The sequence below is a fragment of the Pseudomonas sp. GR 6-02 genome, assembly GCF_001655615.1.
GTDB lineage: Bacteria > Pseudomonadota > Gammaproteobacteria > Pseudomonadales > Pseudomonadaceae > Aquipseudomonas.
The window spans coordinates 2,421,870-2,444,389 of record NZ_CP011567.1; the positions used below are offsets into that span (position 1 = coordinate 2,421,870).

The window sequence follows — 22,520 nt, forward strand, 5'->3', positions numbered from 1 at the left end:
AGATGGCGCAGTGCAATGCAGAGTGTATTTCGGTTAAAACCGGCTAATTTCGGTGATGATACGTTTCAGCAATCGTAAAATCTTTAAAAAAGATCGAACGTACGTTGGTTTTGATAGGGAGGATTAAGGACATTCCAGCCAGTTGCGGGTGTCTTCGATTTCGTACGGATCCACGGTTTCGCCTCAGTATTTGAGGCGAGGTGGTAGCGGGGTAGCGATAAGATGCAGTGCTAATTCACTCCAGCGTCATCAGTACCGCGAGCGTCATCTTGATGAACTCTTCGTTCTTGTCGATGGTGTCCAAGGCGCCGCGCACGTTGTCGGCGACGTCGGCTGAGCCGCGGGCTTCGACCCAGTTGGAAAGCTCCATGATGGCGGCTTCGAGCGCGAGTTGGTTTTCGTTGATCTTGTACAGCAGGGAGGGGGACGGTCCGAATGTGGCATCGCAAATCCTCGGTTTTGAGGACAGCGTAGCACCACCTTACGTGAAGGATTTTTAACGATCAGCAGGACGCCGGAGGAGGGGGTTCAGCCGCTGAGTTCTGGAACACGTCCATAATAGTTATGGAACACATGCCGAGAGCCGAGATTTTCACCAAACCCCAGAAACGACAAAGCCCTGAAAAATCAGGGCTTTGTCGTATAAAGATGGCGGAGGCGATGGGATTCGAACTCATGGACCTGTTACAGTCGACGGTTTTCAAGACCGTTGCCTTAAACCACTCGGCCACACCTCCGTTTGCGTTGCGGGCGCCATAATACCTGAATGAAACACACTGTCAAACTCTCTGCATGGCTTGTTACAGAGCGTCTGTTATGATCTTTGCGACTGAACGTTTCAAACCAACAGGAGTGTCGCCATGCGCGAACAGGATTACGCAGTTAATAACAGCGTGCAGGCTGAGCAGCTAGAGGTTAGCCGCGTCCTGCGCAACACTTACGGCCTACTCGCCCTCACCCTCGCATTCAGCGGCGTGATGGCGTTTGTCGCACAGCAGATGCGTGTCGGTTACCCGAACGTCTTCGTGGTGCTGATCGGCTTCTACGGCCTTTTCTTCCTCACCAACAAACTCCGTGACTCGGCGTGGGGCCTGGTTTCTGCGTTCGCGCTGACCGGTTTCATGGGTTTCCTGCTCGGCCCGATCCTCAACCGTTACCTGGGCATGCAGGGCGGCGCGGAAGTGGTCAGCTCGGCCTTCGCGATGACCGCGCTGGTGTTCGGCGGCCTGTCGGCTTATGTGCTGATCACCCGTAAGGACATGAGCTTCCTGGGTGGTTTCATCACGGCCGGTTTCTTCGTGTTGCTGGGTGCGACGCTGGCGAGCTTCTTCTTCAAGATCAGTGGTCTGCAACTGGCGATCAGCGCAGGTTTCGTGCTGTTCTCCTCGGTCTGCATTCTGTTCCAGACCAGCGCCATCATTCACGGCGGCGAGCGCAACTACATCATGGCGACCATCAGCCTGTATGTATCGATCTACAACCTGTTCATCAGCTTGCTGCAGCTGTTCGGCATCATGGGCCGCGATGATTGATCGCCAGCCTTGAGTAAAAAACCCGCTTCGGCGGGTTTTTTATCGTCTGGGAATCGGGGTATCCACGTCTTTGCGAACCAAACAGCACTCACGCCATCGGTGGCAGCCGGCGTTTGATCGGGGTTTTCTTGACGATGGCGGTGTTGGTTTCGGCGTGGGTGTTGAGGCGGTCGAGGAGGGTGTCCAGTTGTTCCATCGAGCGCACATGCAGGCGGGCGATGAAGCAGTCGTCGCCGGTGACTTTGTCGCACTCGGTGAATTCGGGGATCGCCTGAATCTGCCGTTCCACTTCCTGCAACTGGCCCGGTAACGGGCGGATGCGGACGATGGCCTGGAGTTGATAGCCGAAGCATTTAGGGTCGATTTCGACGGTATAGCCCTTGAGTACGCCGCGTTCTTCGAGGCGGCGCAGGCGCTCGGCAACGCTGGGCGAGGACAGGCCGCTGATCTGTGCCAGGGCCTTGAGTGAGCGGCGGGAGTCTTCCATCAATGCGCTGATCAGCACTTGGTCGATGTCGTCGGTCATGGCGAATCCCCTGTTAGGCAATCGGCTGGATAAGCCTTGATAAAAAAGGCAGATACCGAGTTTAGCCTGCTTTTTGCGCTGGAGAAGCCCCTCGGCGGATTGGCATACTTTGGCCTCAAACACAGGAGGTTGATGATGGACAGAACACTACGTCGCGGCTCATTCGAGATGACCGCCGCCATGCTGATTTCCGGAACCATTGGCTGGTTCGTGCTGGTGTCCGGGCAACCGGTGCTGGACGTGGTGTTCTGGCGCTGTGTGTTCGGTGCCGCCACCTTGTTGCTGATCTGCGCGGCGTTCGGCTTTCTGCGCCCGGGCATTTTGACGTCCACCACTTTCGTGTTGGCCGTACTGAGTGGTGTGGCGATTGTCGGTAACTGGGTGTTGTTGTTCGCGTCCTATTCTCGCGCCTCGATTGCCATCGGCACGGCGGTTTATAACGTCCAGCCGTTCATGTTGGTGGGGCTGGCCGCGCTGTTTCTCGGGGAGAAAATCACCCTGCAAAAACTGTTCTGGCTGGGCATTTCGTTTCTCGGGATGCTGGCGATTGTCAGCGCACATGGTGAGCAAGGCGAGGGTGGCAACGATTACCTGATGGGGATCGCTCTGGCCTTGGGTGCTGCCTTCCTGTACGCGATTGCCGCATTGATCATCAAGCGTCTGACCGGCACGCCACCGCATCTGATCGCGTTGATCCAGGTCTGCACCGGCGTGCTGTTGCTCGCGCCCTTTGCGCACTTCTCGGCGATGCCGCAAGCGCCCAGTGCCTGGGCCAGCCTGGTGACCCTGGGTATCGTGCATACCGGTTTGATGTATGTGCTGCTCTACGGAGCAATTCAAAAGCTACCGACCGCCCTGACCGGCGCGTTGTCGTTCATCTATCCGATTGCGGCGATTTTCGTGGATTGGTTTGCCTTCGGTCATCGCCTGGAGCCGCTGCAATGGATCGGTGTCGCCGCGATTCTGCTGGCCGCCGCCGGGATGCAACAGGGTTGGGGCCTGAAGCTTCGGCGGGTGGCTACACAATAAACGGCCTCTCAGATGTTCCAGCGCGGTGCGGTTTTCGCCAGACGCTGGCGCATCTCGCCGATGTTCGCGGCCAATTGTCGGGTCAGCAATCGGTAGCCATCCAGTGGACTGTAGACCGGCATATCAAGCGTAGAGTCCAATGGCGGTTCGGCTGGCCGGCTGAGCCGTTGTGAAGCGCCCGATTTCAATGCCCGGGCCATACCGATCAGTTGCACCCGGATCTGTCGGTGCTCGGTTTTCAATGCCGATTGCAGGTGGGCCATTGCCTCAGAGTCATCGGCATTCGGCCGGCTATTGCCGAGGATTTCCAGGATGCTGACGCACATCCGCAGGTTGCGCTGAATCGCATCGAGTTCGGTCATGGAAACCCGCACCTCCTTGGACACAGAGGGCATCAGTGAGCGCAGTTGCACCATGACTGCGTTCAAGCGATTCATGAGCTTCAAGTGCTCGTCAGCGGCGACGGACTCGCCGTTGATGATACGGCCATAGATTGCCGCGCAGTCGCGCAACGCATCGGCCAGGTTGTAGCGCCAGGAGTACACCGCGTACAGCGGCAGGGCAAAGGAGAAAGCCAGTGCCAGGGCGATGCCGATCAGAATATCCACCCCGCGCCACAGGCCATCGGTGACCGGGTTGTCACCGTGCCCGGCAACGATAAACACGGTGATCGCCGACAGCAGCGCCGTATAACCACCCTTGCCGATGGCGTGGTACGAGAAAAACCCGCACACCACCGACATTGCGAAATAGGTCAGCCACGGCATCCCGAGCCAGGCCTGTTGCGCCACCAGCAACAAGCCGACACCGGCCCCGATCAAGGTGCCGATGGCTCGCTCGGCGGCTTTCTTGCCGATATTACCGTGGTGCTGCAAGCCGCCGATCACCACCAGCATGGTCACCGACGCCCATTCGCCGTGGGGCAGATGGATGCCGGTGGTCAGCAGAATCGTCGCCAGCAACCCCAAGGAAACCCGCACCGCATGGATCAGTTTGGCGTGGCGGTAGCGCCGGTACGGGTCCAGCAATGGACGCAGTATTCGGCGCAACAGCGGCGGCAGTCGAAGGCCTTTGATGATGCTCAGTCTGGTGTCCTCAGAAAATTTTGGTGTCCTCAGAAAATATAGTCGGTGGTCAGGAAGCTCGAGTTCCGGCCGCTGATGATCTCGCTGAGAAGCTCTTTGCTGCTTTCCTGGAACTTGGTCGCCACCAGGGTCCGGATCGAAAATACCCGCAGCGCATCATGCACCGACAACGTGCCCTCGGCGGAGTTCTTGCGGCCGTTGAACGGGTAGGTGTCCGGGCCGCGTTGGCACTGGGCGTTGAGGTTGATCCGGCCGACCTGGTTGGCGAAGGTGTCCACCAGCCTGCCGACCGCCACCGGGTTGGTGCCGAAGATGCTCAGTTGCTGGCCGAAGTCCGATTCCAGGACGTAATCGATCACGGTGTCCAGATGACGGTAAGGCACGATCGGCACGACCGGGCCGAACTGTTCCTCCTGATAGACGCGCATTTGCGGTGTCACCGGGTACAACACGGCCGGGTAGAAGAACGAGGCGCGGGCTTCACCGCCGTTGGGGTTGACCACGGCGGCGCCTTTGCTGACCGAGTCCGCCACCAGCGAATGCAGATAATCGACTTTGCTCGCCTCCGGCAGCGGTGTCAGGGCCACGCCGCTGTCCCACGGCATACCGGGTTTCAGTGAGGCGAGCCTGGCGTTGAATTTCTCAATGAACGCCTCGACCACGTCTTCATGGACGAAGAGGATTTTCAGCGCGGTGCAGCGCTGACCGTTGAACGACAGGGAGCCGGTAACGGCTTCGCTGACCGCGTTGTCCAGATCCACCTCAGGCAACACGATGCCGGGGTTCTTCGCATCCAGGCCCAGTGCCGCACGCAAGCGGTGAGGCCTTGGGTGGAGTTTTTTCAGGTCGCTGGCGGCCTTGTTGGTGCCGATAAACGCAAAGATATCGATCTTGCCGCTGGCCATCAGTGCGCTGACGGTCTCGCGGCCACTGCCGTAAATGACGTTGATCACCCCGGCCGGGAAGCTGTCGCGAAAGGCTTCCAGCAGCGGACGAATCAACAGCACCCCAAGCTTGGCCGGCTTGAACACCACGGTGTTGCCCATGATCAGCGCCGGAATCAGCGTGGTGAAGGTCTCGTTCAGCGGATAGTTGTAAGGCCCCATGCACAACGCCACGCCCAGCGGAACGCGGCGGATCTGGCCGAGGGTGTCCTGTTCCAGTTCGAAGCGGCTGGAGCGGCGGTCGAGTTCCTTGAGGGCGTTGATGGTGTCGACGATGTAGTCGCAGGTGCGGTCGAACTCTTTCTCCGAGTCCTTGAGGTTCTTGCCGATCTCCCACATCAGCAACTTGACCACCGCCTCGCGCTGTTCGCGCATGCGACCGAGGAAGGTCTCGACATGCTGGATACGCTCGGCCACGCGCATGGTCGGCCACAAACCCTGGCCCCGGTCATAGGCACGGACGGCCGCGTCGAGCGCGGTCAGGGCGGTGTCGGCATCGAGCAGCGGCGTGCTGCCGAGGATCACTTGTTCGTCGCCATTCGCGCCGCTCAGGTACACCGGGCTGCGCACCTGGGCGAGGGGGCCGGACCAGGTTTTCAGTTCACCGTCGACCAGGTATTCGCGCTGTTCGGTCTGGCCGTTGAGGCGATACTTTTCCGGGATGCCGTCGGCGGTGGGAAACAGGTTGCCAAGGATCGATGCTGTGGTCATGTCGCTACCCCGTCTGGATTGGGTGATGCACTGATGAATCGTTTTAGCAGACCTCGGCCTGGCTTGTCATGATTCATCTTAGGGTTTTTTGGGCTCGGCGTTGTGGATCGCGAATCTGTCGGCTCATCCGCTCATGAAAGCCGATCTTTTCCCCTTGAGAACACACAAGTAACGATCCCCCGGTTAAACTTCGCGCTCTTTCTCAAAGGAGTTCATATGAGTTACTACCAGCCGGGCATCCTCGCCACCCCAGTTCCGCCTCAAGCTCGTCATATGTTCTTCGCCCTCGAATCCGCCGAGGCACTGCCGGCAGCGCTGGATAACCTGACGCGCCTGGTGGACGGAAAATCGGCGGTGGTCGGTTTCGGCGAGTCCCTGGTCAAGGCGCTGCACGCGCAGATCGACGGCTTGCGCGCCTTTCCTGCGCTGGTCGGTGTCGGCGTCGACAACCCGTCGACCCAACACGCGCTCTGGTGCTGGTTGCACGGTGTTGACCGTGGCGAACTGCTCAATCGCAGCCACGCGATCGAAGCCGCGCTGGCACCGGCCCTGCGTCTGGTGCAGATGAACGAAACCTTCCGCCACATGACTGGCCATGACCTGACCGGTTACGAAGACGGCACCGAAAACCCTCACGACGAAGCCGCTGTCGCCGCCGCGCTGCTGGGCAAGGGCGCTGAGGGGCTGGTCGGTGGCAGCTTCGCCGCGATCCAGCAATGGCAGCATGACTTGAAAGGCTTCCACGCGATGCCGTCCCACGAGAAGGACAACATCATGGGCCGGCGCCTGAGCGACAACGAAGAACTCGACGACGCGCCGATCTCTGCCCACGTCAAACGCACCGCCCAGGAAAGCTTCGCACCGGAAGCCTTCGTGGTCCGTCGCTCGATGCCGTGGATCGAAGGCGATCGCGCCGGCCTGATGTTCCTGGCATTCGGTTTTTCCCTCGATGCATTCGAAGCCCAACTGCGACGCATGAGCGGTCTGGAGGACGGCATCACCGACGGTTTGTACCGCATCAGCCGACCGATCACTGGTGGCTACTACTGGTGCCCGCCGCTCAAGGACGGTCGCCTCGACCTGCGCGCATTGCGTGTCGGCTAAATAGCGGATCGCGTACACCTGTAGGAGCGAGGCTTGCCCGCGAAGGCGGTGTGTCAGGTAAAACGCTTTCGCGGGCAAGCCTCGCTCCTACAAAAAACCATTAAAAGGATTTGCTGACACTCGCCACCAGGGTCGCGCTGCACACATCGTCGAACCCCCAGTTGCTGATGCATTGGCTTTTCGACAAATCGGTGTCGATGTAACTCAACCCCAGCAGCACCCCGGCCACTTCGCGGGTCAGCTTCGCCTCCCACTCGTGGTAAGCCTCCTCGCCATGCCCCGAGGCCGAATACAGGCGCGGGTCTTTGAAGTCCATTTCGCCGTAGCGCAGTTTCAGCCCCAGCCCATAGGGCAACTCGGTTTCGTAGCCAACGTAGCGGTACAACGTGCTCTGTTTGCTGTCGATGCCCGGTGCATCGGCAGAGTAATAGGCCGCGAGTTTCACGCCATAGACGTCGAGAATCCCGTAGACCTCGCTCTGATTGAACTGGCTCTCTTTTGGATACGCGTATTTGAGATAGCCGACATCCAGGCTGATGGCGTCGGTCGCCTGCCACAGCCAACCACCGTAGTAGTCGACTTCCTGGCGGGTTTTCAGGCCACCGCCGAAATCGACGTTCGAACTCCAGGCGCCCAGGTACAGGCCGCTGCTGTGGGCCAGGGTTACACCGGCTTGCGCGGCGGGGTCGTTCTGGGTTTGCGAAATCCCGCGAGTGCGATAGTCGCTGGCCAGGGTCAGGTCGACCAGCACGGCGAAGTCGTCATTCAAGGGCAGGGCCTGGCTGCCCAGGGGCAACAGGCTGAAGGATGCGAGGGCGAACAGGGTGAACGCTTTCATGGTGCAGTGCCTTTGTTGTGATTGTTATGGGCAGATTTGAGACAACGCTGCTCCAGACCCCAGCGATGAACGCGGAGTTGGGCTGCGTGTACAGGCGATTTTTCTCAGAGTGTCGGGGCGTAGACTTCGCGACCGGCGAACCAGGTTTGCAGCACTCGGGTGTCGTGCAGGGCTTTCTCATCGACGCTGAACACGTCGCGGTCCAGAACGATGAAATCGGCTTGCTTGCCGGGGCTCAACGAGCCGATTTGCTTCTCTAGACCGATAGTGCGGGCGGCGTTGAGGGTGTAGGCGTAGAACATCGTTTCCCGGTCGATGCGTTCGTCGGCGTTCAACACACCCAACGGGCCGTTTCGGGTGATCGCCTGGGCGATGGCGTTCCATGGATTGGGTGAAGACACCGGCCAGTCGCTGGCTCCGGCGATCGTCGCGCCCTGTTTGAGCAGCGAGTGCGCCGGGTACTGATAGCGGAAGGCGAGGGCGCTGACGTAAGGCTTGATCATGTCCAGGGTGTAATCGTCGGCGGAGGCCCAGAGCAACTGCATGGAGGCGATGACGTTGAGCGGTTTGAACCGCGCAAACTCTTTCGGGTTGACCATTTGCAAGTGGGTGATCGAGTGAGTCACGCCGCTCTGGCGATCCTTGCGCGCCTGGGCGATGCCGTTCAGGGATTCTCGTACCGCGCGGTCGCCGATGGCGTGGATGTGCACCCGCCAGCCGCGTTGATCGATGGCACTGACCAGTTCGCCGAAGTGCTTCGGATCGATCAGCAACTCGCCCTGTTTTTGCGAGTTGGTGTAAGGATCGATCATCGCCGCGCTCTGGGCCGGGTATTCGATCACGCCGTCGGCAAAAATCTTGATACCGGGCAGGGTCAGGTTGGGGATGCCCTGGAATTGCTGGCGGACCTTGTCCAGCGTGTCGAGATCGGCCGGTACGCTTTTCGGATTGGCCACCAGCAGGGCCGCGACGTGGGCGGTCATGCCACCGCTTTGCGACAGCGCTTTGTACACCGGCAGTACGCCGACGGTTTTCTCCGTGGGTTTAAGGGCAAACACCGGCTCGCCGGGGGCGGCGTTGGCAGCGGGGTCCATCCAGGCCGTAATGCCCAGGCTGTTGTTGTAGCGCACGGCGGTTTGCGCGGCGCGCAGCATGTCGGCGGCACTGGGCGCGGGCATTTTTAACGCAACCCGATCCCAACCGGCGTCCACCAGAAAACCGTTGGGGCTACCATCGGCAAGCTTGCCTATGGTGTCGAGTTCGGCGGCCGGCAGGTTTTGCAGCAGGATGGCGTCGATGCCCGCGCGTTCGAGCATGACGTTGTTGGCCCAGGCGGTGTGGTGGTCGCTGCCGGTGAATACCACGGGCACCTTGGCCCATTCGCCGCTGTTGAATTTTTTGCCGAGGGCCTCGGCCTGGGCCCAATACGCCGAACTCATGCCGGCCACGCTCAGCACATCGCCGTGTTTCGCCTTGCCGTCATCACGCCATCCGCGCAGGCGTTTTTCCAGCTCATCGAGGTCGACCACCTCATCTTCCATATTGGCCGAGGCCATTTCCAGACCGCCGAAAATCGCGTGGGAATGGCTGTCGATCAGGCCGGGCATCAATGTCTTGCCGCCGAGGTCGATCACTTTCGTTTGCGATTCAACCAGGGCTTTTATCTGTGCATCGCTGCCAACTTGTAGCACTTTGCCGTCCTGCACCGCCAGGGCCTGCACCTTGGGCTGGTTGCGGTCGGCGGTGAATATCTTGCCGTTGAGCAGCACCAGATCGGTCGCTGCCATGGCTTCCATCGAGGCAAAAGCCACAGCGGCCATCAATAGATTCGGGAGGAATCTTTTCATTGAATGTTTCCTTGTTATTGCGTCTGATGGCCAGATTAGTGGCTGCTTATGCTCAACAGAACGCCTCACTCACGAAAAACGTTTTTGCCGGAATGGAAAAAGAATGGACAAGTTGGGTGCGTTGAAAATGTTCGTGGTCACGGCGCAACTGGGCAGTTTCAGCCGCGCCGCCGAGCAACTGGGCAAGACCCCGTCGGCCCTGACCAAAGCGGTCAATCACCTGGAGGCCGAGCTCGGTGCCCGGCTATTCGAGCGCAGCACCCGGCGGATTCTGCTGACGGAAGTGGGGCGGCTCTACCTGGAAACCGCGCGTCAGGTGTTGCAGCGGCTGGACGAGGCCGGTGAGGAAATCGAGCAGTTGCAGCATGGCCTGCGCGGCAATCTGAAAATCACCGCGCCACTGGCCTATGGGCATGCCTTTCTCGATCAGGTGTGTGGCGGTTTTCTGGAGCAGTATCCGCAGATCAATCTGCAAGTGGACCTGTGCGATGAGTTCGTCAATCTGCTGGAAAGCGGCTACGACCTGGCCCTGCGCGAAGGCCATGACGACCTGCCGGGGCTGATCGCCCGCGTCGTTGGCAGCAATCGTCTGGCGTTGTGTGGCAGCCCGGCCTATCTGGCGCGCAAGGCGTTGCCGGTCACCCCGCAAACCCTCGATGAGCACGAATGGTTGCTGTATCGCCATCCCTTGCTCAGCCGCGAATTCTGGTGGGCCGAGCGCGATGGGCAGCGCTTGAGCCTGCCGCAACCCCAGGCGCCACGGCTGCGCAGCGACAATTACGACTTGCTGCTGGCCAATGCGCTGGCCGGACGCGGGTTGTTGCACACGCCGCTATGGAGCGCTGCGCCGTATCTGGCCGACGGTCGACTGGTGCGGGTGATGGCGGACTACGACATCGATCCCGACAGCTTTGGCCCGCACATTCTGGCGGTGTACCCGAGCCATCGGCGAGCGACCGCCAAAGTCGTGGCTTTTATCGATTACATCGCCGGGTTTCTGGCCTCTCGCGGGCTGAGCTGACTGGCGGTCCTTGCCAGGAAAAAGCCGAAAGAGTACAAATGTACTCCATGACGACTTTAACTCCCCGCCGTACCGCCATCCTGACCTTCATCCGCGATCGCATCGCCGAACACGGTCAGCCCCCGAGCCTCGCTGAAATCAGCGAGGCCTTCGGTTTCGCCTCCCGTAGCGTGGCGCGCAAGCACGTGCTGGCGCTGACCGAGGCGGGTTTCATCGAGGTCAATCCGCATCAGGCGCGCGGCATCCGCTTGTTGAACCAGCCGCCGCGGCCCGAGCTGCTGGACGTTCCGGTACTGGGCCGCGTGGCGGCCGGTGCGCCGATCGGTGCCGATGCCGAGGTCCACAGCCGCTTGCTGCTCGATCCGTCGATCTTCTCGCGGGTGCCGGATTACATGCTGCGGGTCCAGGGTGATTCGATGATCGAGGACGGCATTCTCGACGGCGATCTGGTGGGCGTGCGGCGCAATCCTGAAGCGCTCAACGGCCAGATCGTGGTGGCGCGGCTCGACGGCGAAGTCACCATCAAGCGTTTCGAGCGGGTCGGCGATGCCGTTCGCCTGTTGCCGCGCAATCCGGCTTACCAGCCGATCATTGTTCGAGCCGATCAGGAGCTGGCCATCGAAGGCGTGTTCTGTGGTCTGGTGAGGCAAGGGTGATGGGCGCCGTCGTTGCGCTGGATACGCTGTTCAATGGCGGCCAGGTCTGGAAGGGCCGACCTGCGCCACCGGCCGTCAGCCCGCAACCCACGGGGCATGCGGCGCTGGATGCGGCGTTGCCGAGCGGTGGCTGGCCGGAAGCGGCGCTGAGCGAAATCCTCCTGGCCGGGCAGGGCGTGGGTGAGTTGCAACTGGTGTGGCCGACGCTGGCACGGCTGTCGGCGGCGGGCGAGCGCATCGTGCTGGTGGCGCCGCCTTACGTGCCGTATCCCCAGGCCTGGCAGAACGCCGGGGTCGATCTGCGCCAGTTGTCGATCATCCAGGCCAGCGAGCGCGATGCGCTGTGGGCGGCGGAACAATGCCTGCGTTCGGGCAGTTGCGGGGCGGTGTTGTGCTGGCCGCACAAGGCCGATGACCGGGCGTTGCGACGTTTGCAGGTGGCGGCCGAAACCGGGCAGACCCTGGCGTTCGCCTATCGCTCGCTCAGTGAAGCCATCAACCCGTCGCCAGCGGCCCTGCGCATCGCCATCGACGCCAAGCCTGCTCAGTTGCGGGTGCTCAAGTGCCGGGGCGGGCTGGCCCGTTCGGCGCCGATTGCCTTTGCCGTGGGGCATTGAGGTTGCCATGCGCTGGGTGTGCATTGTCTTCCCGCAATTGGCGCTGGACGCGGTACTGCGTCAGCGCCCCGACCCCGATGAGCCGTTGGCGCTGCTGACCGGCCCGGCCCAGCGGCGGGTGCTGCAGGCGGTCAACGGTGCGGCACGGGCGCTGGGTTTGCGACCCGGTCAGTCGATGACCGCCGCCCAGGCGCTGAGCAAAGGGTTCGTCACCGCCGAATACGATGCCGCCGAAATCGAACATTGGCAGCAGTTCCTGGCCGCCTGGGCCTATCGGTTCAGCTCCCAGGTCAGCGTGCATTACCCGCGCGCCGTGGTGTTTGAAATCGAATCCAGCCTGGGCTTGTTCGGCCCTTGGCCGCAGTTCGAGGCGCGGCTGCGCGCCGAGCTCGCTGAGCTGGGGTTTCGCCATCGGATTGTCGCCGCGCCAAATCCGGTGGCGGCGCGGGTGCTGGCCAACGTTTATGACGGTCTGGTGGTGCCGGACAATCAAGCCTTGCAGCATCACCTCGGGCAACTGCCCGTCGATCGCATTGCCCTGGAGCCCAGCGTTGCTACGGCGTTATCGCGCATGGGGCTGCGCACCTTGAGTCAGGTGCAGGCGCTGCCCCGGCATAGTCTGGCCCGGCGTTTCGAGGCCCAGGTGCTCAAGCATCTGGACAGCCTGTTCGGTGAGCGGCGGCTGGCGCTGGCGTTTTACCTGCCGCCGGACCGTTTCGATGTGCGCATCGAACTCAATTTCGATGTGCAATCCCATCAGGCATTGTTGTTTCCTTTAAGGCGATTGACCGGCGATCTGTCGGCGTTCCTCTGCGGCCGGGACAGCGGCGTGCAACGTTTCGACTTGCACCTGGAACACGCCGGCTTGCCGGACACCGTGATCAAGGTCGGCCTGCTCAGCGCCGAGCGCGATCCGGCGATGCTGTTCGAACTGGCCCGAGGGCGGCTGGAACAGGTTCAGGTCGAAGCCCCGGTGCGCGGTTTTCGTCTGCGCGCCGAAGATCTGCCGGCCTTCGTGCCCCAGCGTCAGGAGCTGTTCGACGACCGTCCGCAGCAGTCCTTGCCCTGGGAGCAACTGCGTGAACGCTTGCGCGCACGGCTGGGGGATGACGCGGTGCAGGGCTTGCGCTTCCAGGCCGATCACCGGCCGGAATGCGCGTGGCAGACCACTGTCGACAGCCAGGCCTGCGAGGGGCTGCCTGCCGTGCAACGTCCAGGCTGGTTGCTGACTGAACCGCAGGCGGTACACGAAAGCTCGACGCGCATCCTCATGGGGCCGGAGCGCATCGAGTCCGGCTGGTGGGACGGCGACGACGTGCGCCGCGATTACTACCTGATCGAAACCCGTTCCGGTCAGCAGGGCTGGGCCTATCGGGCGGTGGGCGAAGACGGTCCGTTGTGGCTGCAAGGCTGGTTCGCATGAGCGTCGACTATGCCGAGCTGCACTGCCTGTCCAACTTCAGTTTCCAGCGCGGTGCCTCCAGTGCGCTTGAGCTTTTTCAACGGGCGAAAAAGCAGGGCTATCAGGCGCTGGCGATCACCGACGAATGCACCCTGGCGGGTATCGTCCGTGCCTGGCAGGCGGCCAAGACCGTGGAGTTGCCGCTGATCATCGGCAGCGAAATACGTATCGAAAATGGCCCGAAACTGGTGCTGCTGGTGGAAAACCTCGAGGGTTATCAAGCCCTGTGCCGACTGATTACCCGCGCCAGACGCCGCACACAGAAAGGCCAGTATCAGGTGCTGCGGGAGGATTTCAGCGAGCCGTTGCCGGGGCTGTTGGCGTTGTGGGCGCCGGACGCCGTCGATGATTTTGCGCAGGGCCATTGGCTGAAGCAGAGCTTCGCCGAGCGCCTGTGGCTGAGCGTTCAGTTACATCGCGGGCAGGACGACACCCGGCGACTGGCAGCACTGCTGACCCTGGCGCGGGAACTGCGGATCCCGGCGGTGGCCAGCGGCGATGTGCATATGCACGCCCGCGGCCGGCGCGCCTTGCAGGACACCATGACCGCCATCCGCCATCACGTTCCCGTGGCCGAGGCCGGGTTGCGTCTGCACCCCAATGGCGAACGGCATTTGCGCAGCCTCGACGACTTGCGCGATCTCTACCCGCAGGCGCTGCTCGACGAGACGCTGAACATCGCCCGGCGCTGTACTTTCGACCTCGGTCAGTTGCGTTATCAATATCCCCGGGAACTGGTGCCCGAGGGGCACACGGCCACGTCCTGGTTGCGGGTACTGGCAGAAAAGGGGATTCGCTGGCGCTGGGAAAAAAGCCCCAAGGCCGAGGTGTTGGCGCAGATCGACAAGGAACTGGAGCTGATTGCCGAGCTGGGGTACGAGAGTTATTTCCTGACGGTTCACGACATTGTGAATTTCGCCCGCCAGCAACACATCCTTTGCCAGGGCCGCGGTTCTGCCGCCAACTCGGCGGTGTGCTTCGTGCTGGGGATCACGGAGATCGACCCGGAACGCAGCACGCTGCTGTTCGAGCGTTTTCTCTCCAGGGAACGCAACGAACCGCCGGACATCGACGTGGATTTCGAGCATGAGCGGCGCGAAGAAGTCCTGCAGTATGTGTTTCAGCGTTATGGCCGGGCTCGTGCGGCGCTGACGGCGGTGGTCAGCACTTACCACGGTGCCGGCGCAATCCGCGACGTGGCCAAGGCGTTGGGTTTGCCGCCGGATCAGGTCAACGCCCTGGCCGACTGTTGCGGCCACTGGAGTAATCAGGCGCCGCCCGTCGAACGCCTGCGTGAAGGTGGTTTCGACCCCGATAGCCCGGTGTTGCGTCGAGTGCTGAGCCTGACCCAGCAACTGATCGGTTTTCCCCGGCACCTGTCCCAGCACCCCGGCGGTTTCGTGATTTCCGAGCAGCCTCTGGACAGCCTGGTGCCGGTGGAAAACGCCGCCATGGCCGAGCGCACCATCATCCAGTGGGATAAGGACGATCTGGATGCGGTCGGGCTGCTCAAGGTCGATATTCTGGCGCTGGGCATGCTCAGCGCGATTCGCCGTTGTTTCGATTTGCTGCGTCGGCACCGGGGCCGCGACCTGAGCCTGGCGACGGTGCCGGCCGAAGACCCGCAAACCTACGAGATGATCGGCCATGCGGACACCATCGGGGTGTTCCAGATCGAGTCCCGGGCACAGATGTCGATGCTGCCCAGGCTCAAGCCCAAGAACTTCTACGATCTGGTGATCGAGGTGGCGATCGTTCGTCCGGGGCCGATTCAGGGCGGGATGGTGCATCCCTACCTGCGGCGGCGTAAGGGCGAAGAAGAGGTGAAATACCCGTCGAAAGAACTTGAAGCGGTGCTGAAACGTACGCTGGGCGTGCCGCTGTTTCAGGAGCAGGTGATGCAGATCGCGATTGTCGCCGCCGACTACAGCCCCGGCGAGGCTGATCAGTTACGCCGCTCCATGGCGGCCTGGAAGCGCCACGGCGGACTGGAACCGCACAAGGAACGCCTGGCGGACGGAATGAAGAAAAACGGCTACACGGCGGAGTTCGCCGCGCAGATCTTCGAGCAGATCAAAGGCTTCGGCGATTACGGTTTTCCCGAATCCCACGCCGCCAGTTTCGCCTTGCTGACCTACGCCAGTTGCTGGTTGAAATGCCACGAGCCGGCGGCTTTTGCCTGTGCGCTGATCAACAGCTGGCCGATGGGGTTCTACAGCCCGGACCAGATTCTCCAGGACGCCCGCCGCCATCATTTGCAGATTCGCCCGGTGGACGTGCGGGCCAGTGACTGGGATTGCAGCCTGGAACCGATCACCGGCGCGCAGCCGGCGATACGCATGGGGCTGCGGATGATCAAGGGCTTTCGCGAAGACGATGCCCGGCGCATCGAGACGGCAAGGTCGAAAGGGGCGTTTGCCGACATCGCCGACCTCGGCGAGCGGGCACGACTCGATGCTCGCGCCCAGGAGCAACTGGCCGATGCCGGTGCGCTGCGCGGGCTGGCCGGTGACCGGCATCGGGCGCGCTGGGAGGTGGCGGGGGTGCAGAAGCAGCTCGGTTTGTTTGCCGGTCTGCCGAGTCAGGAAGAGCCGGCGGTGGATCTGCCTAAACCCACCGTGGGCGAGGACCTGCAAGCCGATTACGCCAGTGTTGGCACCACCCTCGGCCCGCATCCGCTGGCGTTGCTGCGGGGGGAACTCAAGGCCCGGCGCTGTCGCAGCTCCAGGGAATTGCTGATGGTCGAGCATGGGCGTCCGGTCAGCGTCGCCGGGCTGGTCACCGGTCGACAGCGTCCGGGAACCGCCAGCGGTGTGACCTTCGTGACACTTGAAGACGAATTCGGCAACGTCAACGTGGTGGTCTGGCGCGACCTGGCCGAACGGCAACGGCAGGTATTGGTCGGCTCGCAATTGCTCAAGGTCGACGGGCGCTGGGAACAGGTGGGCGAGGTGCGGCACCTGATTGCCGGACGCTTGAGCGACCTGAGTTCATTGCTCGACGGTATCCATGTGCGCAGTCGGGATTTCCACTGAGCCTTGGCGGTGGATATGTCACCTGCGCAGGAGCAGCTTGTCGCAGGGGCCGGTCGAGAATCAGCTATACCTCAATGAAACCATTGGCGTCGGCAGTGCTCGAAACAAACGGGCAGGCACCGTCTCCTCATGCTGTTGCACTGCCTGAAAACATGTCATTCACAAGACATAGGCCAGTCGATGCAGTTTCTAGACAATAGCCACGGTTGTACCGGTTGGAGCGGCGAAATGGCCGAACGCATTCGTGCGTTCGACTGGAGCCTGACCGAACTCGGACGCATCGACACCTGGCCCGGGAGTCTGTGCAGCGCGGTGCAGTTACTGCTCGCTTCACCGCTGCCGATGGTGATGCTGTGGGGCCGCCCCGGTTACATGATCTATAACGACGCCTACTCAAGATTTGCCGGTGGCCGCCATCCTTACCTGCTGGGCTCCCCGGTGGAGTTGGGCTGGCCGGAGGTCGCCGAATTCAATCGGCATGTGGTGGACACCTGTCTTGCGGGCGGCACCTTGTCTTATCACAACAAAGCCCTGGTATTGCTGCGCGACGGCGTTCCCGAAGACGTCTGGATGGACCTTTACTACAGTCCTGTCTCCAATGATGACGGGTGTCCCGCCGGGGTCATGGCAATGGTGGTTGAAACCACTGACCATGTGATTTCCGAACGCCGACGCCAAGAAGCCGAAAACGCCTATCGTGCCGATAATGAAAGGGTTCGCCTGGCCCTCAATGCCGGGGCTTTGCTCGGCTCGTTTGTCTGGGACATCAAGGCTGATGTGCTATCGGGCGACGAGCGATTCGCCCGCACGTTTTCCTATCCGCCAGGCCAGGACCTGGCCAACTTGCCACCAGCCATCGCCCAAATGCAGATTCATCCCGATGATCGCAGCTGGGCCCGGGAGCGGATGAATCAGTCGGTGGAAACCGGCGTGCCCTATAACGCCGAATATCGGGTCCTGCGTCCCGATGGCAGTTACCTGTGGGTGCTCGCCAGCGGGTGTTGCGAGTTCAATGAGCAAGGTGAAGCGTTGCGCTTTCCAGGGGTGTTGATCGACATCCACGAACGCAAGATTGCCGAAGAGTCCTTGCTCAAGTTCACCCGCAACCTGGAGCAACGAGTCGCTGAAGAAGTCGAGGCGCGGCTGGCGGCCGAAGAGCAGCTGCGTCAATCACAGAAACTCGAAGCCATTGGCGGTCTCACCGGCGGGGTGGCCCATGACTTCAACAACCTGTTACAGGTGATCGCCGGCAACCTGCACTTGCTGGCGCGTCATGAGCCGGATAACGCCAACGTGCAGCGCCGGGTCGGCGCCTCAATTGCCGCAGTCGAGCGCGGGGCCAAATTGTCTTCGCAATTACTCGCCTTTGCCCGACGTCAGCCGTTGTCACCGGCCGTATGCGACCCACGGCAGATCTTCGAAGACCTCGGGGAATTATTGCAGCGCGCGCTGGGAGAGACGATCCAGATCAAGGTGTCCGCACCTGACGATCCATGGCACTTCTACGTGGACTGCAATCAACTGGAAAACGCCATTCTCAACCTTGCGATCAACGCCCGAGATGCCATGAACGGCGAGGGGACCATTGCCCTCAGCGCAGAGAACATCGTCCTCGACCGCAAGTTTTGCGCCGGCAAGGGCATCGTCGCTGGTGATTATGTCTGCGTGACGGTGGCGGACTCGGGCGTCGGCATGCCGCCGCAAGTGCTTGCACAGGCCTTCGAGCCGTTTTTCACCACCAAGGCTGATGGTCAAGGCACCGGCTTGGGTTTGAGTATGGTGTTCGGGTTCGTCAAACAGAGCGGCGGGCATATCGAGATTTCCAGCGTCGTCGGGCGGGGCACTCGGGTGCAGCTGTATTTCCCTCGCAGCTTGCGCCCGTTGCCTGACGAAACAATGCGCCATGCTCCGCAGCACCGGGGCGGGCATGAAACCATTCTGGTGGTCGAGGACAACGAAGCGGTGCGCAGTTCGGCCGTGGACTTGTTGTGCGAAGAGGGCTATCAGGTCCTGACCGCGGCCAACGGTGACCTGGCGATGCAGATGTTGCTCGACGGTGCGACAGTGGACCTGATCTTTACCGACGTGGTCATGCCCGGCTTGATCAAAAGCTCGGACCTGGCCGCCTGGGCCAAGGTGCAAAACCCTCCGGTGGCGGTGTTGTTTACCTCCGGACACACCCGCGACATCATTTCGCGCGATCACCAACTCAGCTCTGACACTTATTTGCTGAGCAAACCTTATGGTCCCGAGGCGCTGACACGAATGGTTCGTACGGTACTCGGTAGTTGATTCAAGGGGGGCTTTCCAGGCGCTCGGGCAAGGGGGTATCGCGTTTGCGACAGGACGACGAACGGACGCCGCTGGTCTGATAGACGGTCGACAGAACCGGGTAAGCGAGGCCATTCTGATAATTGGCGAACGCCATCGATCACGTTTGCCACCGATTAACAAACGGAGGTGTTCCATGCCGGTGACCCATGACCTTTATCAGGACTTGCGCTGCACGAAGGAAGAGATCCAGCAAAAACGCACCAAGGATCCGTTACTGGATTCACTGCTCAACAAGTACACCCAGGCGGACGCAGAGGTGGTGAAGGCCGAGTCCGCACAATCGGATGCGCCTAGCGATGAGGTACTGAAGAAGCTCAAGGAGAAGCGTGTGCAGGTCAAGGACAAGATCGCTGAGCGACTTAAGACGCCGTCCTGAGGACGCTGTGCAGAATCACCGACGACCGGTGACTGAACAATTGGAACGGGGATCAATACGAGATCTGCGTTGATTCAAAATCAAAAGATCGTCTGAACGCGGTCCGAACCTTCGGGCGATCTTTTGGCTACACCCTCTATTTCAGTGCTGCACTCAATGGCAACCGCGCCATGTGCCGGGCTTTCAGCGACCCCAGATACAACCAGTCCCCATATTCGCGCACGGTGGTGATGGGTGAGTAGTTGCCGCTGCTGGCGTCCTGCAGATTGGCAATCACTTTGCCGTCGAGGTCCAGCCCCAGGACGAAGGCGCGCTTCTCCAGGGGCTTGGGCAGAATAGTCATCGCCCGCACGATCATTTTGCGTACCAGAGGGTAGGGCGCCGTGGTGTCGAGCAGTGCATTGCGCGGTGCATACAGCGCCACCCAGAAACGGTCGCGGCCATTGAATGCCAGGTTGTCCGGCAGCCCCGGCAAATTGTCGATGAACAGATCGTGGGTGCCGGCTTTCGGCCCGGTCAGCCAATAGCGGCTGATGCGATAGGCGCCAGTTTCATTGACCAGCACAAACGCGTCGTCAGGCCCCAGTGTCACGCCGTTGGCGAACTCCAGTTTGTCCAGCAGGACCGCCGTATTGCCTGTCTGGAAGTTATAACGCAGCAAACGGCCGTCGCCACCGTGCTCGATGATCGCCTCGCCGTCCTTGCCGTAGCCCCAACGGCTGGAGGAGTCGCTGAAATAAGCGTAATGCCCGGGCTTGTCGATGGCCACGTCATTGGTAAAACCGAAGGGCAGGTTGTTGGCCGTGGTGGTCAATGGAATCAACCGGCCCTGAGCGTCGAGCGACAGCAAGCCTTTGACCCCGTCGGCGATCACCAACAAACCATTGGGGTGCCGCGCCAGGCCCAGCGGCCGGCCACCGGTATCAGCCAGCACCTGGGTGGTTTTGCCGTCGAGGCTGGTGCGAATCAATCGGCCGTCATGCAGGCCGGTGATAAGGGCGTCTTTCTCCAGCAGCAACGCCTCAGGGCCGTCGATGTCAGCAGCACCGACCCGTTTCACGCCTTTGAGTCGCTGATTGTCGGCGTAGATGCCCTCGACGAGGGAGGGCGCCGTTGGCGGTGTCCAGGCTACCGGTTGAACCTTGGTCGGCAATAGAAACAGCAAGGCACTGATCACGATGATCAGCAGCAGCAACCAATGCCGAAACTTGAGGGGTCTTTTCATGCGCTGACTCCTGTCAGGGCCAGATGTTTTTGCGCCATCTCGCGTAACGCCAGCATCGACTCCGCCGATTCGCGCTCGATGCGCCGCTTGAGCACCAGACGATTGGCAATGCGCATTGCCAGGCCGCTGAAGCTGTATTCCAAAGTGCGGACAAACCGCGTGTCATCGCCCTCAACCTCACACTCGTAAGTCACCATCAACGACAGACCATGACTGCCTCGGGCCCGAGCCCTCCAGCGGCGTCCGGGCAGGTATTCGTCGACTTCCCAGCTCAAATGCCCCTCAAGCCCGCCGGCCCGAATGTCTTCCTCGAATCGCTCCCCGGCATACAGCGGGCCGCTCTGGCCGTCGACCTTGAGGGAGGACGGATGCCACTGCGGCCAATGGGTCGCGGTGCTGGCGTAGGCGAGCACAGCCACTGGGTTTCCAGCGATGTCGATCACATGCTGCATACGGGTCATGGACGTTCTCGTCAGGTGCGGGGGCGCTTGCTCCGGTTCCCAGTAGAGGGTGCCGAACAGGTAGTCCATCAGGGGCAACACGATATTGAAATTGCGTTCCTGCATCAGCTCACGACGGTGATGCAGCTCATGCAGACGGCGCATCTGGCGGATCCACGGCAAACGCGTCACTGGGTTGCCGGGCGGTAGATGTTCGCAGGCATGGAACACCTCGTAGGTCAGGTAACCGAGCACCATGCAGCCGCCAAACAGCCCCGCGACGTTGCTATTGAACTGAGCCAGCAGCCACCAGCCAGGCGCCGTGATGACGAGGGTGTGCAACACGATCAGCCAGGCTGGAAACAGAATCACCCGCCAGTCCCGGGCGCTGTCGTAGGTCATGTGGCCGGGGGTGAAAAAGCTGTGATGGTCACCGGCGTGACGGGCGTAGAACATCCGTGCCAGGCTCTTTTTGTGGTGCCCCAGATGCCGATGCACGACGTACACGCCGAAGTTGAAGAACAAGAGGGTCAGCGGCACCGCCAGCCATTCCAGCGGTTGCACCTGATGCACCGTGCGCCAGAATCCGCCGATGGCCAGCAACCCGAACAGCAACACAAAGGCGCCGTGCAACCAAGGGTTGTAGAGCGGATGAATGTCGGCACGGTAGCGCGCGCGGAACGCTTCGGTGGTCTGCCTCACTGGGTTCACCTGTGGTTATTGTTATAACCAGCAGATTAGCCGATCCCGCCGCACAGGCAGGCCGAACCTTGAGGACACAAGCGCCATGCTCCGGTGCGAGACGCCCGTATGGTGTCAGGTCAGCGGGTTCCAGCGCTGGGACCAGTCGTCGTCCGTCTTGATCACTTCCCGCAGCAAGTCGAACGCCCGTTGCAGAGTCGCCGAGTCGCGGTCCCGGGAGTAAACCAGATAGGTCGGGTAGCTGAACTCCGGAGCTTTGGGCACTTGTTCCAGCAAGCCGTTTTCCAGGTAACTCTGGACCACCCGAGTGCGGAAATAGCCGCTGCCGCCGTTTTCCAGGATGTATTGCAAGGCCAGCGGGCCGAGGTTGAAGCTCAGGGCTGCCTTGGCTTTTTCCGGCAGCGCGGCATCGTGCTGACGACGGAAGTCAGGGCCCCAGTCGATATACACGTAAGGATCGGGCCGTCCGGCCAGGCGCACCAGGATCAGTTTTTCTTCCAGCACCTGCTCGACTTGCAGGCGTGGCCAGTACTCGGGCTGATAGACCAGCGCCGCATCCAACACCCCCAATTCCAGTTGGCGCAGCAGGTTTTCGCCATCGCGGATTTCCATGCGCAGGGCGTGGCTGGGAATCTTCTCGCGCAGTTCCCCGGCCCAACTGAGCATCAACGGGTTGCACAGGCTGACCTCGCCACCGATGTGCAGCACGTCGCGGTAGCCCTCGGGCAGCGGCAAGTCCCGGCGTGCGGCTTCCCAGGTCTGCACCAGTTGATTGGCGTAAACCACAAAGGCCTCGCCGTTCGGCGTCAGGCGCGCGCCGGCGCGATTGCGCACAAACAGCGTGCTGCCCAGCTGACTTTCGAGCTTCTGCACCCGGGCAGTGATCGCGGTCTGGGTGACGTGCAGCTTTTCAGCCGCCGCGGCCAGGCTGCCGTGGCGGACAATTTCCAGAAAGGTGCGGGCGAGGTCGATGTCCATGGGCAGGCCGATGTGGGAGGTGCGGGCATTGTAAGAGCAGCCATGGTCTTCCGATACC

Annotated in this window: 18 protein-coding genes, 1 tRNA gene and 1 pseudogene; 10 read left to right on the forward strand and 10 right to left on the reverse strand. The window is 61.4% G+C overall.

Translation table 11 applies throughout. The annotated features are described in order from the left end of the window. Positions 1–235: 235 nt before the first annotated feature. Positions 236–444 (reverse strand): annotated as a pseudogene (locus PGR6_RS10870) (hypothetical protein). A 205-nt stretch (positions 445–649) separates the two neighbouring features. Further along, a tRNA-Ser gene (locus tag PGR6_RS10875) sits at positions 650–737 on the reverse strand. Positions 738–860: 123 nt separating this feature from the next. Here PGR6_RS10875 and PGR6_RS10880 point away from each other — a divergent pair. Further along, a complete protein-coding gene (locus PGR6_RS10880; protein ID WP_018927616.1) occupies positions 861–1,532 on the forward strand; it encodes a Bax inhibitor-1/YccA family protein in 672 nt (223 codons plus the stop codon). An 88-nt stretch (positions 1,533–1,620) separates the two neighbouring features. Here the strand turns inward: PGR6_RS10880 and PGR6_RS10885 are convergent, their stop codons facing one another. Then, complete coding sequence (locus tag PGR6_RS10885) at positions 1,621–2,058, reverse strand: Lrp/AsnC family transcriptional regulator (protein ID WP_007941786.1); 438 nt, start codon at positions 2,056–2,058, stop codon at positions 1,621–1,623. Positions 2,059–2,193: 135 nt separating this feature from the next. Here PGR6_RS10885 and PGR6_RS10890 point away from each other — a divergent pair, with 135 nt between their 5' ends. After that, positions 2,194–3,087, forward strand: a complete 894-nt coding sequence (locus tag PGR6_RS10890; RefSeq protein WP_019649207.1) for a DMT family transporter — start codon at positions 2,194–2,196, stop codon at positions 3,085–3,087. Positions 3,088–3,095: 8 nt separating this feature from the next. Here the strand turns inward: PGR6_RS10890 and PGR6_RS10895 are convergent, their stop codons facing one another. Both PGR6_RS10895 and PGR6_RS10900 read right to left on the reverse strand, forming a co-directional pair. Next, positions 3,096–4,115: an FUSC family protein gene (locus PGR6_RS10895; RefSeq protein ID WP_019578458.1), complete on the reverse strand. Its 1,020-nt coding sequence runs from the start codon at positions 4,113–4,115 to the stop codon at positions 3,096–3,098. An 86-nt stretch (positions 4,116–4,201) separates the two neighbouring features. After that, a complete protein-coding gene (locus PGR6_RS10900; RefSeq protein ID WP_064617075.1) occupies positions 4,202–5,827 on the reverse strand; it encodes an NADP-dependent glyceraldehyde-3-phosphate dehydrogenase in 1,626 nt (541 codons plus the stop codon). A gap of 216 nt (positions 5,828–6,043) precedes the next feature. On the opposite strand from PGR6_RS10900, the gene PGR6_RS10905 reads away from it, so the two are divergent. Beyond that, positions 6,044–6,931 (forward strand): Dyp-type peroxidase, encoded by an 888-nt coding sequence (locus PGR6_RS10905; protein ID WP_064617076.1) that lies wholly within the window; start codon positions 6,044–6,046, stop codon positions 6,929–6,931. Between the two features lie 100 nt (positions 6,932–7,031). Here the strand turns inward: PGR6_RS10905 and PGR6_RS10910 are convergent, their stop codons facing one another. Both PGR6_RS10910 and PGR6_RS10915 read right to left on the reverse strand, forming a co-directional pair. Beyond that, positions 7,032–7,769 (reverse strand): TorF family putative porin, encoded by a 738-nt coding sequence (locus tag PGR6_RS10910; protein ID WP_019649203.1) that lies wholly within the window; start codon positions 7,767–7,769, stop codon positions 7,032–7,034. 104 nt (positions 7,770–7,873) lie between these two features. Further along, entirely contained in the window at positions 7,874–9,616 is a 1,743-nt protein-coding gene (locus tag PGR6_RS10915) for an amidohydrolase (RefSeq protein WP_064617077.1), read from the reverse strand. 103 nt (positions 9,617–9,719) lie between these two features. Between PGR6_RS10915 and PGR6_RS10920 the strand changes: the two genes are divergently transcribed. From PGR6_RS10920 to PGR6_RS10950, 7 genes are all read left to right on the forward strand, one after another. Further along, on the forward strand, positions 9,720–10,637 hold the full coding sequence (locus PGR6_RS10920) for a LysR family transcriptional regulator (protein ID WP_018927623.1): 918 nt from the start codon (positions 9,720–9,722) through the stop codon (positions 10,635–10,637). A gap of 38 nt (positions 10,638–10,675) precedes the next feature. Beyond that, a complete protein-coding gene (lexA, locus tag PGR6_RS10925; protein ID WP_018927624.1) occupies positions 10,676–11,293 on the forward strand; it encodes a transcriptional repressor LexA in 618 nt (205 codons plus the stop codon). After that, the gene (gene imuA, locus PGR6_RS10930) at positions 11,293–11,910 is read left to right on the forward strand and encodes a translesion DNA synthesis-associated protein ImuA (RefSeq protein ID WP_019578465.1); all 618 of its coding nucleotides are present in this window, start codon (positions 11,293–11,295) and stop codon (positions 11,908–11,910) included. The genes lexA and imuA overlap by 1 nt, the downstream gene beginning before the upstream one ends. A 7-nt stretch (positions 11,911–11,917) precedes the next feature. Next, a complete protein-coding gene (locus PGR6_RS10935; protein WP_018927626.1) occupies positions 11,918–13,333 on the forward strand; it encodes a Y-family DNA polymerase in 1,416 nt (471 codons plus the stop codon). Further along, positions 13,309–16,407: an error-prone DNA polymerase gene (locus PGR6_RS10940; RefSeq protein ID WP_218187811.1), complete on the forward strand. Its 3,099-nt coding sequence runs from the start codon at positions 13,309–13,311 to the stop codon at positions 16,405–16,407. Before PGR6_RS10935 ends, PGR6_RS10940 begins: the two co-directional genes overlap by 25 nt. A gap of 180 nt (positions 16,408–16,587) precedes the next feature. Then, positions 16,588–18,699: a hybrid sensor histidine kinase/response regulator gene (locus tag PGR6_RS10945; RefSeq protein ID WP_064617079.1), complete on the forward strand. Its 2,112-nt coding sequence runs from the start codon at positions 16,588–16,590 to the stop codon at positions 18,697–18,699. Positions 18,700–18,874: 175 nt separating this feature from the next. Beyond that, positions 18,875–19,117 carry a DUF465 domain-containing protein gene (locus PGR6_RS10950; RefSeq protein WP_018927630.1) on the forward strand — a complete coding sequence of 81 codons (243 nt, stop codon included), beginning with the start codon at positions 18,875–18,877 and terminating at the stop codon, positions 19,115–19,117. 136 nt (positions 19,118–19,253) lie between these two features. Here PGR6_RS10950 and PGR6_RS10955 read toward each other — a convergent pair whose 3' ends face one another. From PGR6_RS10955 to PGR6_RS10965, 3 genes are all read right to left on the reverse strand, one after another. Continuing rightward, entirely contained in the window at positions 19,254–20,342 is a 1,089-nt protein-coding gene (locus PGR6_RS10955; RefSeq protein WP_018927631.1) for an SMP-30/gluconolactonase/LRE family protein, read from the reverse strand. After that, positions 20,339–21,484: an SRPBCC family protein gene (locus PGR6_RS10960; protein ID WP_064617080.1), complete on the reverse strand. Its 1,146-nt coding sequence runs from the start codon at positions 21,482–21,484 to the stop codon at positions 20,339–20,341. Before PGR6_RS10960 ends, PGR6_RS10955 begins: the two co-directional genes overlap by 4 nt. 114 nt (positions 21,485–21,598) lie before the next feature. Then, entirely contained in the window at positions 21,599–22,462 is an 864-nt protein-coding gene (locus PGR6_RS10965) for a LysR family transcriptional regulator (protein ID WP_064617081.1), read from the reverse strand. Positions 22,463–22,520 lie beyond the last annotated feature (58 nt).

Excerpts from the sequence above, each read along its gene's own strand:
- PGR6_RS10905 (WP_064617076.1), top strand. The coding sequence starts at position 6,044 with ATGAGTTACTACCAGCCGGGCATCCTCGCCACCCCAGTTCCGCCTCAA.
- PGR6_RS10890 (WP_019649207.1), top strand. The coding sequence starts at position 2,194 with ATGGACAGAACACTACGTCGCGGCTCATTCGAGATGACCGCCGCCATG.
- PGR6_RS10950 (WP_018927630.1), top strand. The coding sequence starts at position 18,875 with ATGCCGGTGACCCATGACCTTTATCAGGACTTGCGCTGCACGAAGGAA.
- PGR6_RS10935 (WP_018927626.1), top strand. The coding sequence starts at position 11,918 with ATGCGCTGGGTGTGCATTGTCTTCCCGCAATTGGCGCTGGACGCGGTA.
- imuA (WP_019578465.1), top strand. The coding sequence starts at position 11,293 with ATGGGCGCCGTCGTTGCGCTGGATACGCTGTTCAATGGCGGCCAGGTC.
- PGR6_RS10955 (WP_018927631.1), bottom strand. The coding sequence starts at position 20,342 with ATGAAAAGACCCCTCAAGTTTCGGCATTGGTTGCTGCTGCTGATCATC.
- PGR6_RS10910 (WP_019649203.1), bottom strand. The coding sequence starts at position 7,769 with ATGAAAGCGTTCACCCTGTTCGCCCTCGCATCCTTCAGCCTGTTGCCC.
- PGR6_RS10965 (WP_064617081.1), bottom strand. The coding sequence starts at position 22,462 with ATGGACATCGACCTCGCCCGCACCTTTCTGGAAATTGTCCGCCACGGC.
- PGR6_RS10945 (WP_064617079.1), top strand. The coding sequence starts at position 16,588 with ATGCAGTTTCTAGACAATAGCCACGGTTGTACCGGTTGGAGCGGCGAA.
- PGR6_RS10900 (WP_064617075.1), bottom strand. The coding sequence starts at position 5,827 with ATGACCACAGCATCGATCCTTGGCAACCTGTTTCCCACCGCCGACGGC.
- PGR6_RS10880 (WP_018927616.1), top strand. The coding sequence starts at position 861 with ATGCGCGAACAGGATTACGCAGTTAATAACAGCGTGCAGGCTGAGCAG.
- PGR6_RS10915 (WP_064617077.1), bottom strand. The coding sequence starts at position 9,616 with ATGAAAAGATTCCTCCCGAATCTATTGATGGCCGCTGTGGCTTTTGCC.
- PGR6_RS10920 (WP_018927623.1), top strand. The coding sequence starts at position 9,720 with ATGGACAAGTTGGGTGCGTTGAAAATGTTCGTGGTCACGGCGCAACTG.
- lexA (WP_018927624.1), top strand. The coding sequence starts at position 10,676 with ATGTACTCCATGACGACTTTAACTCCCCGCCGTACCGCCATCCTGACC.
- PGR6_RS10885 (WP_007941786.1), bottom strand. The coding sequence starts at position 2,058 with ATGACCGACGACATCGACCAAGTGCTGATCAGCGCATTGATGGAAGAC.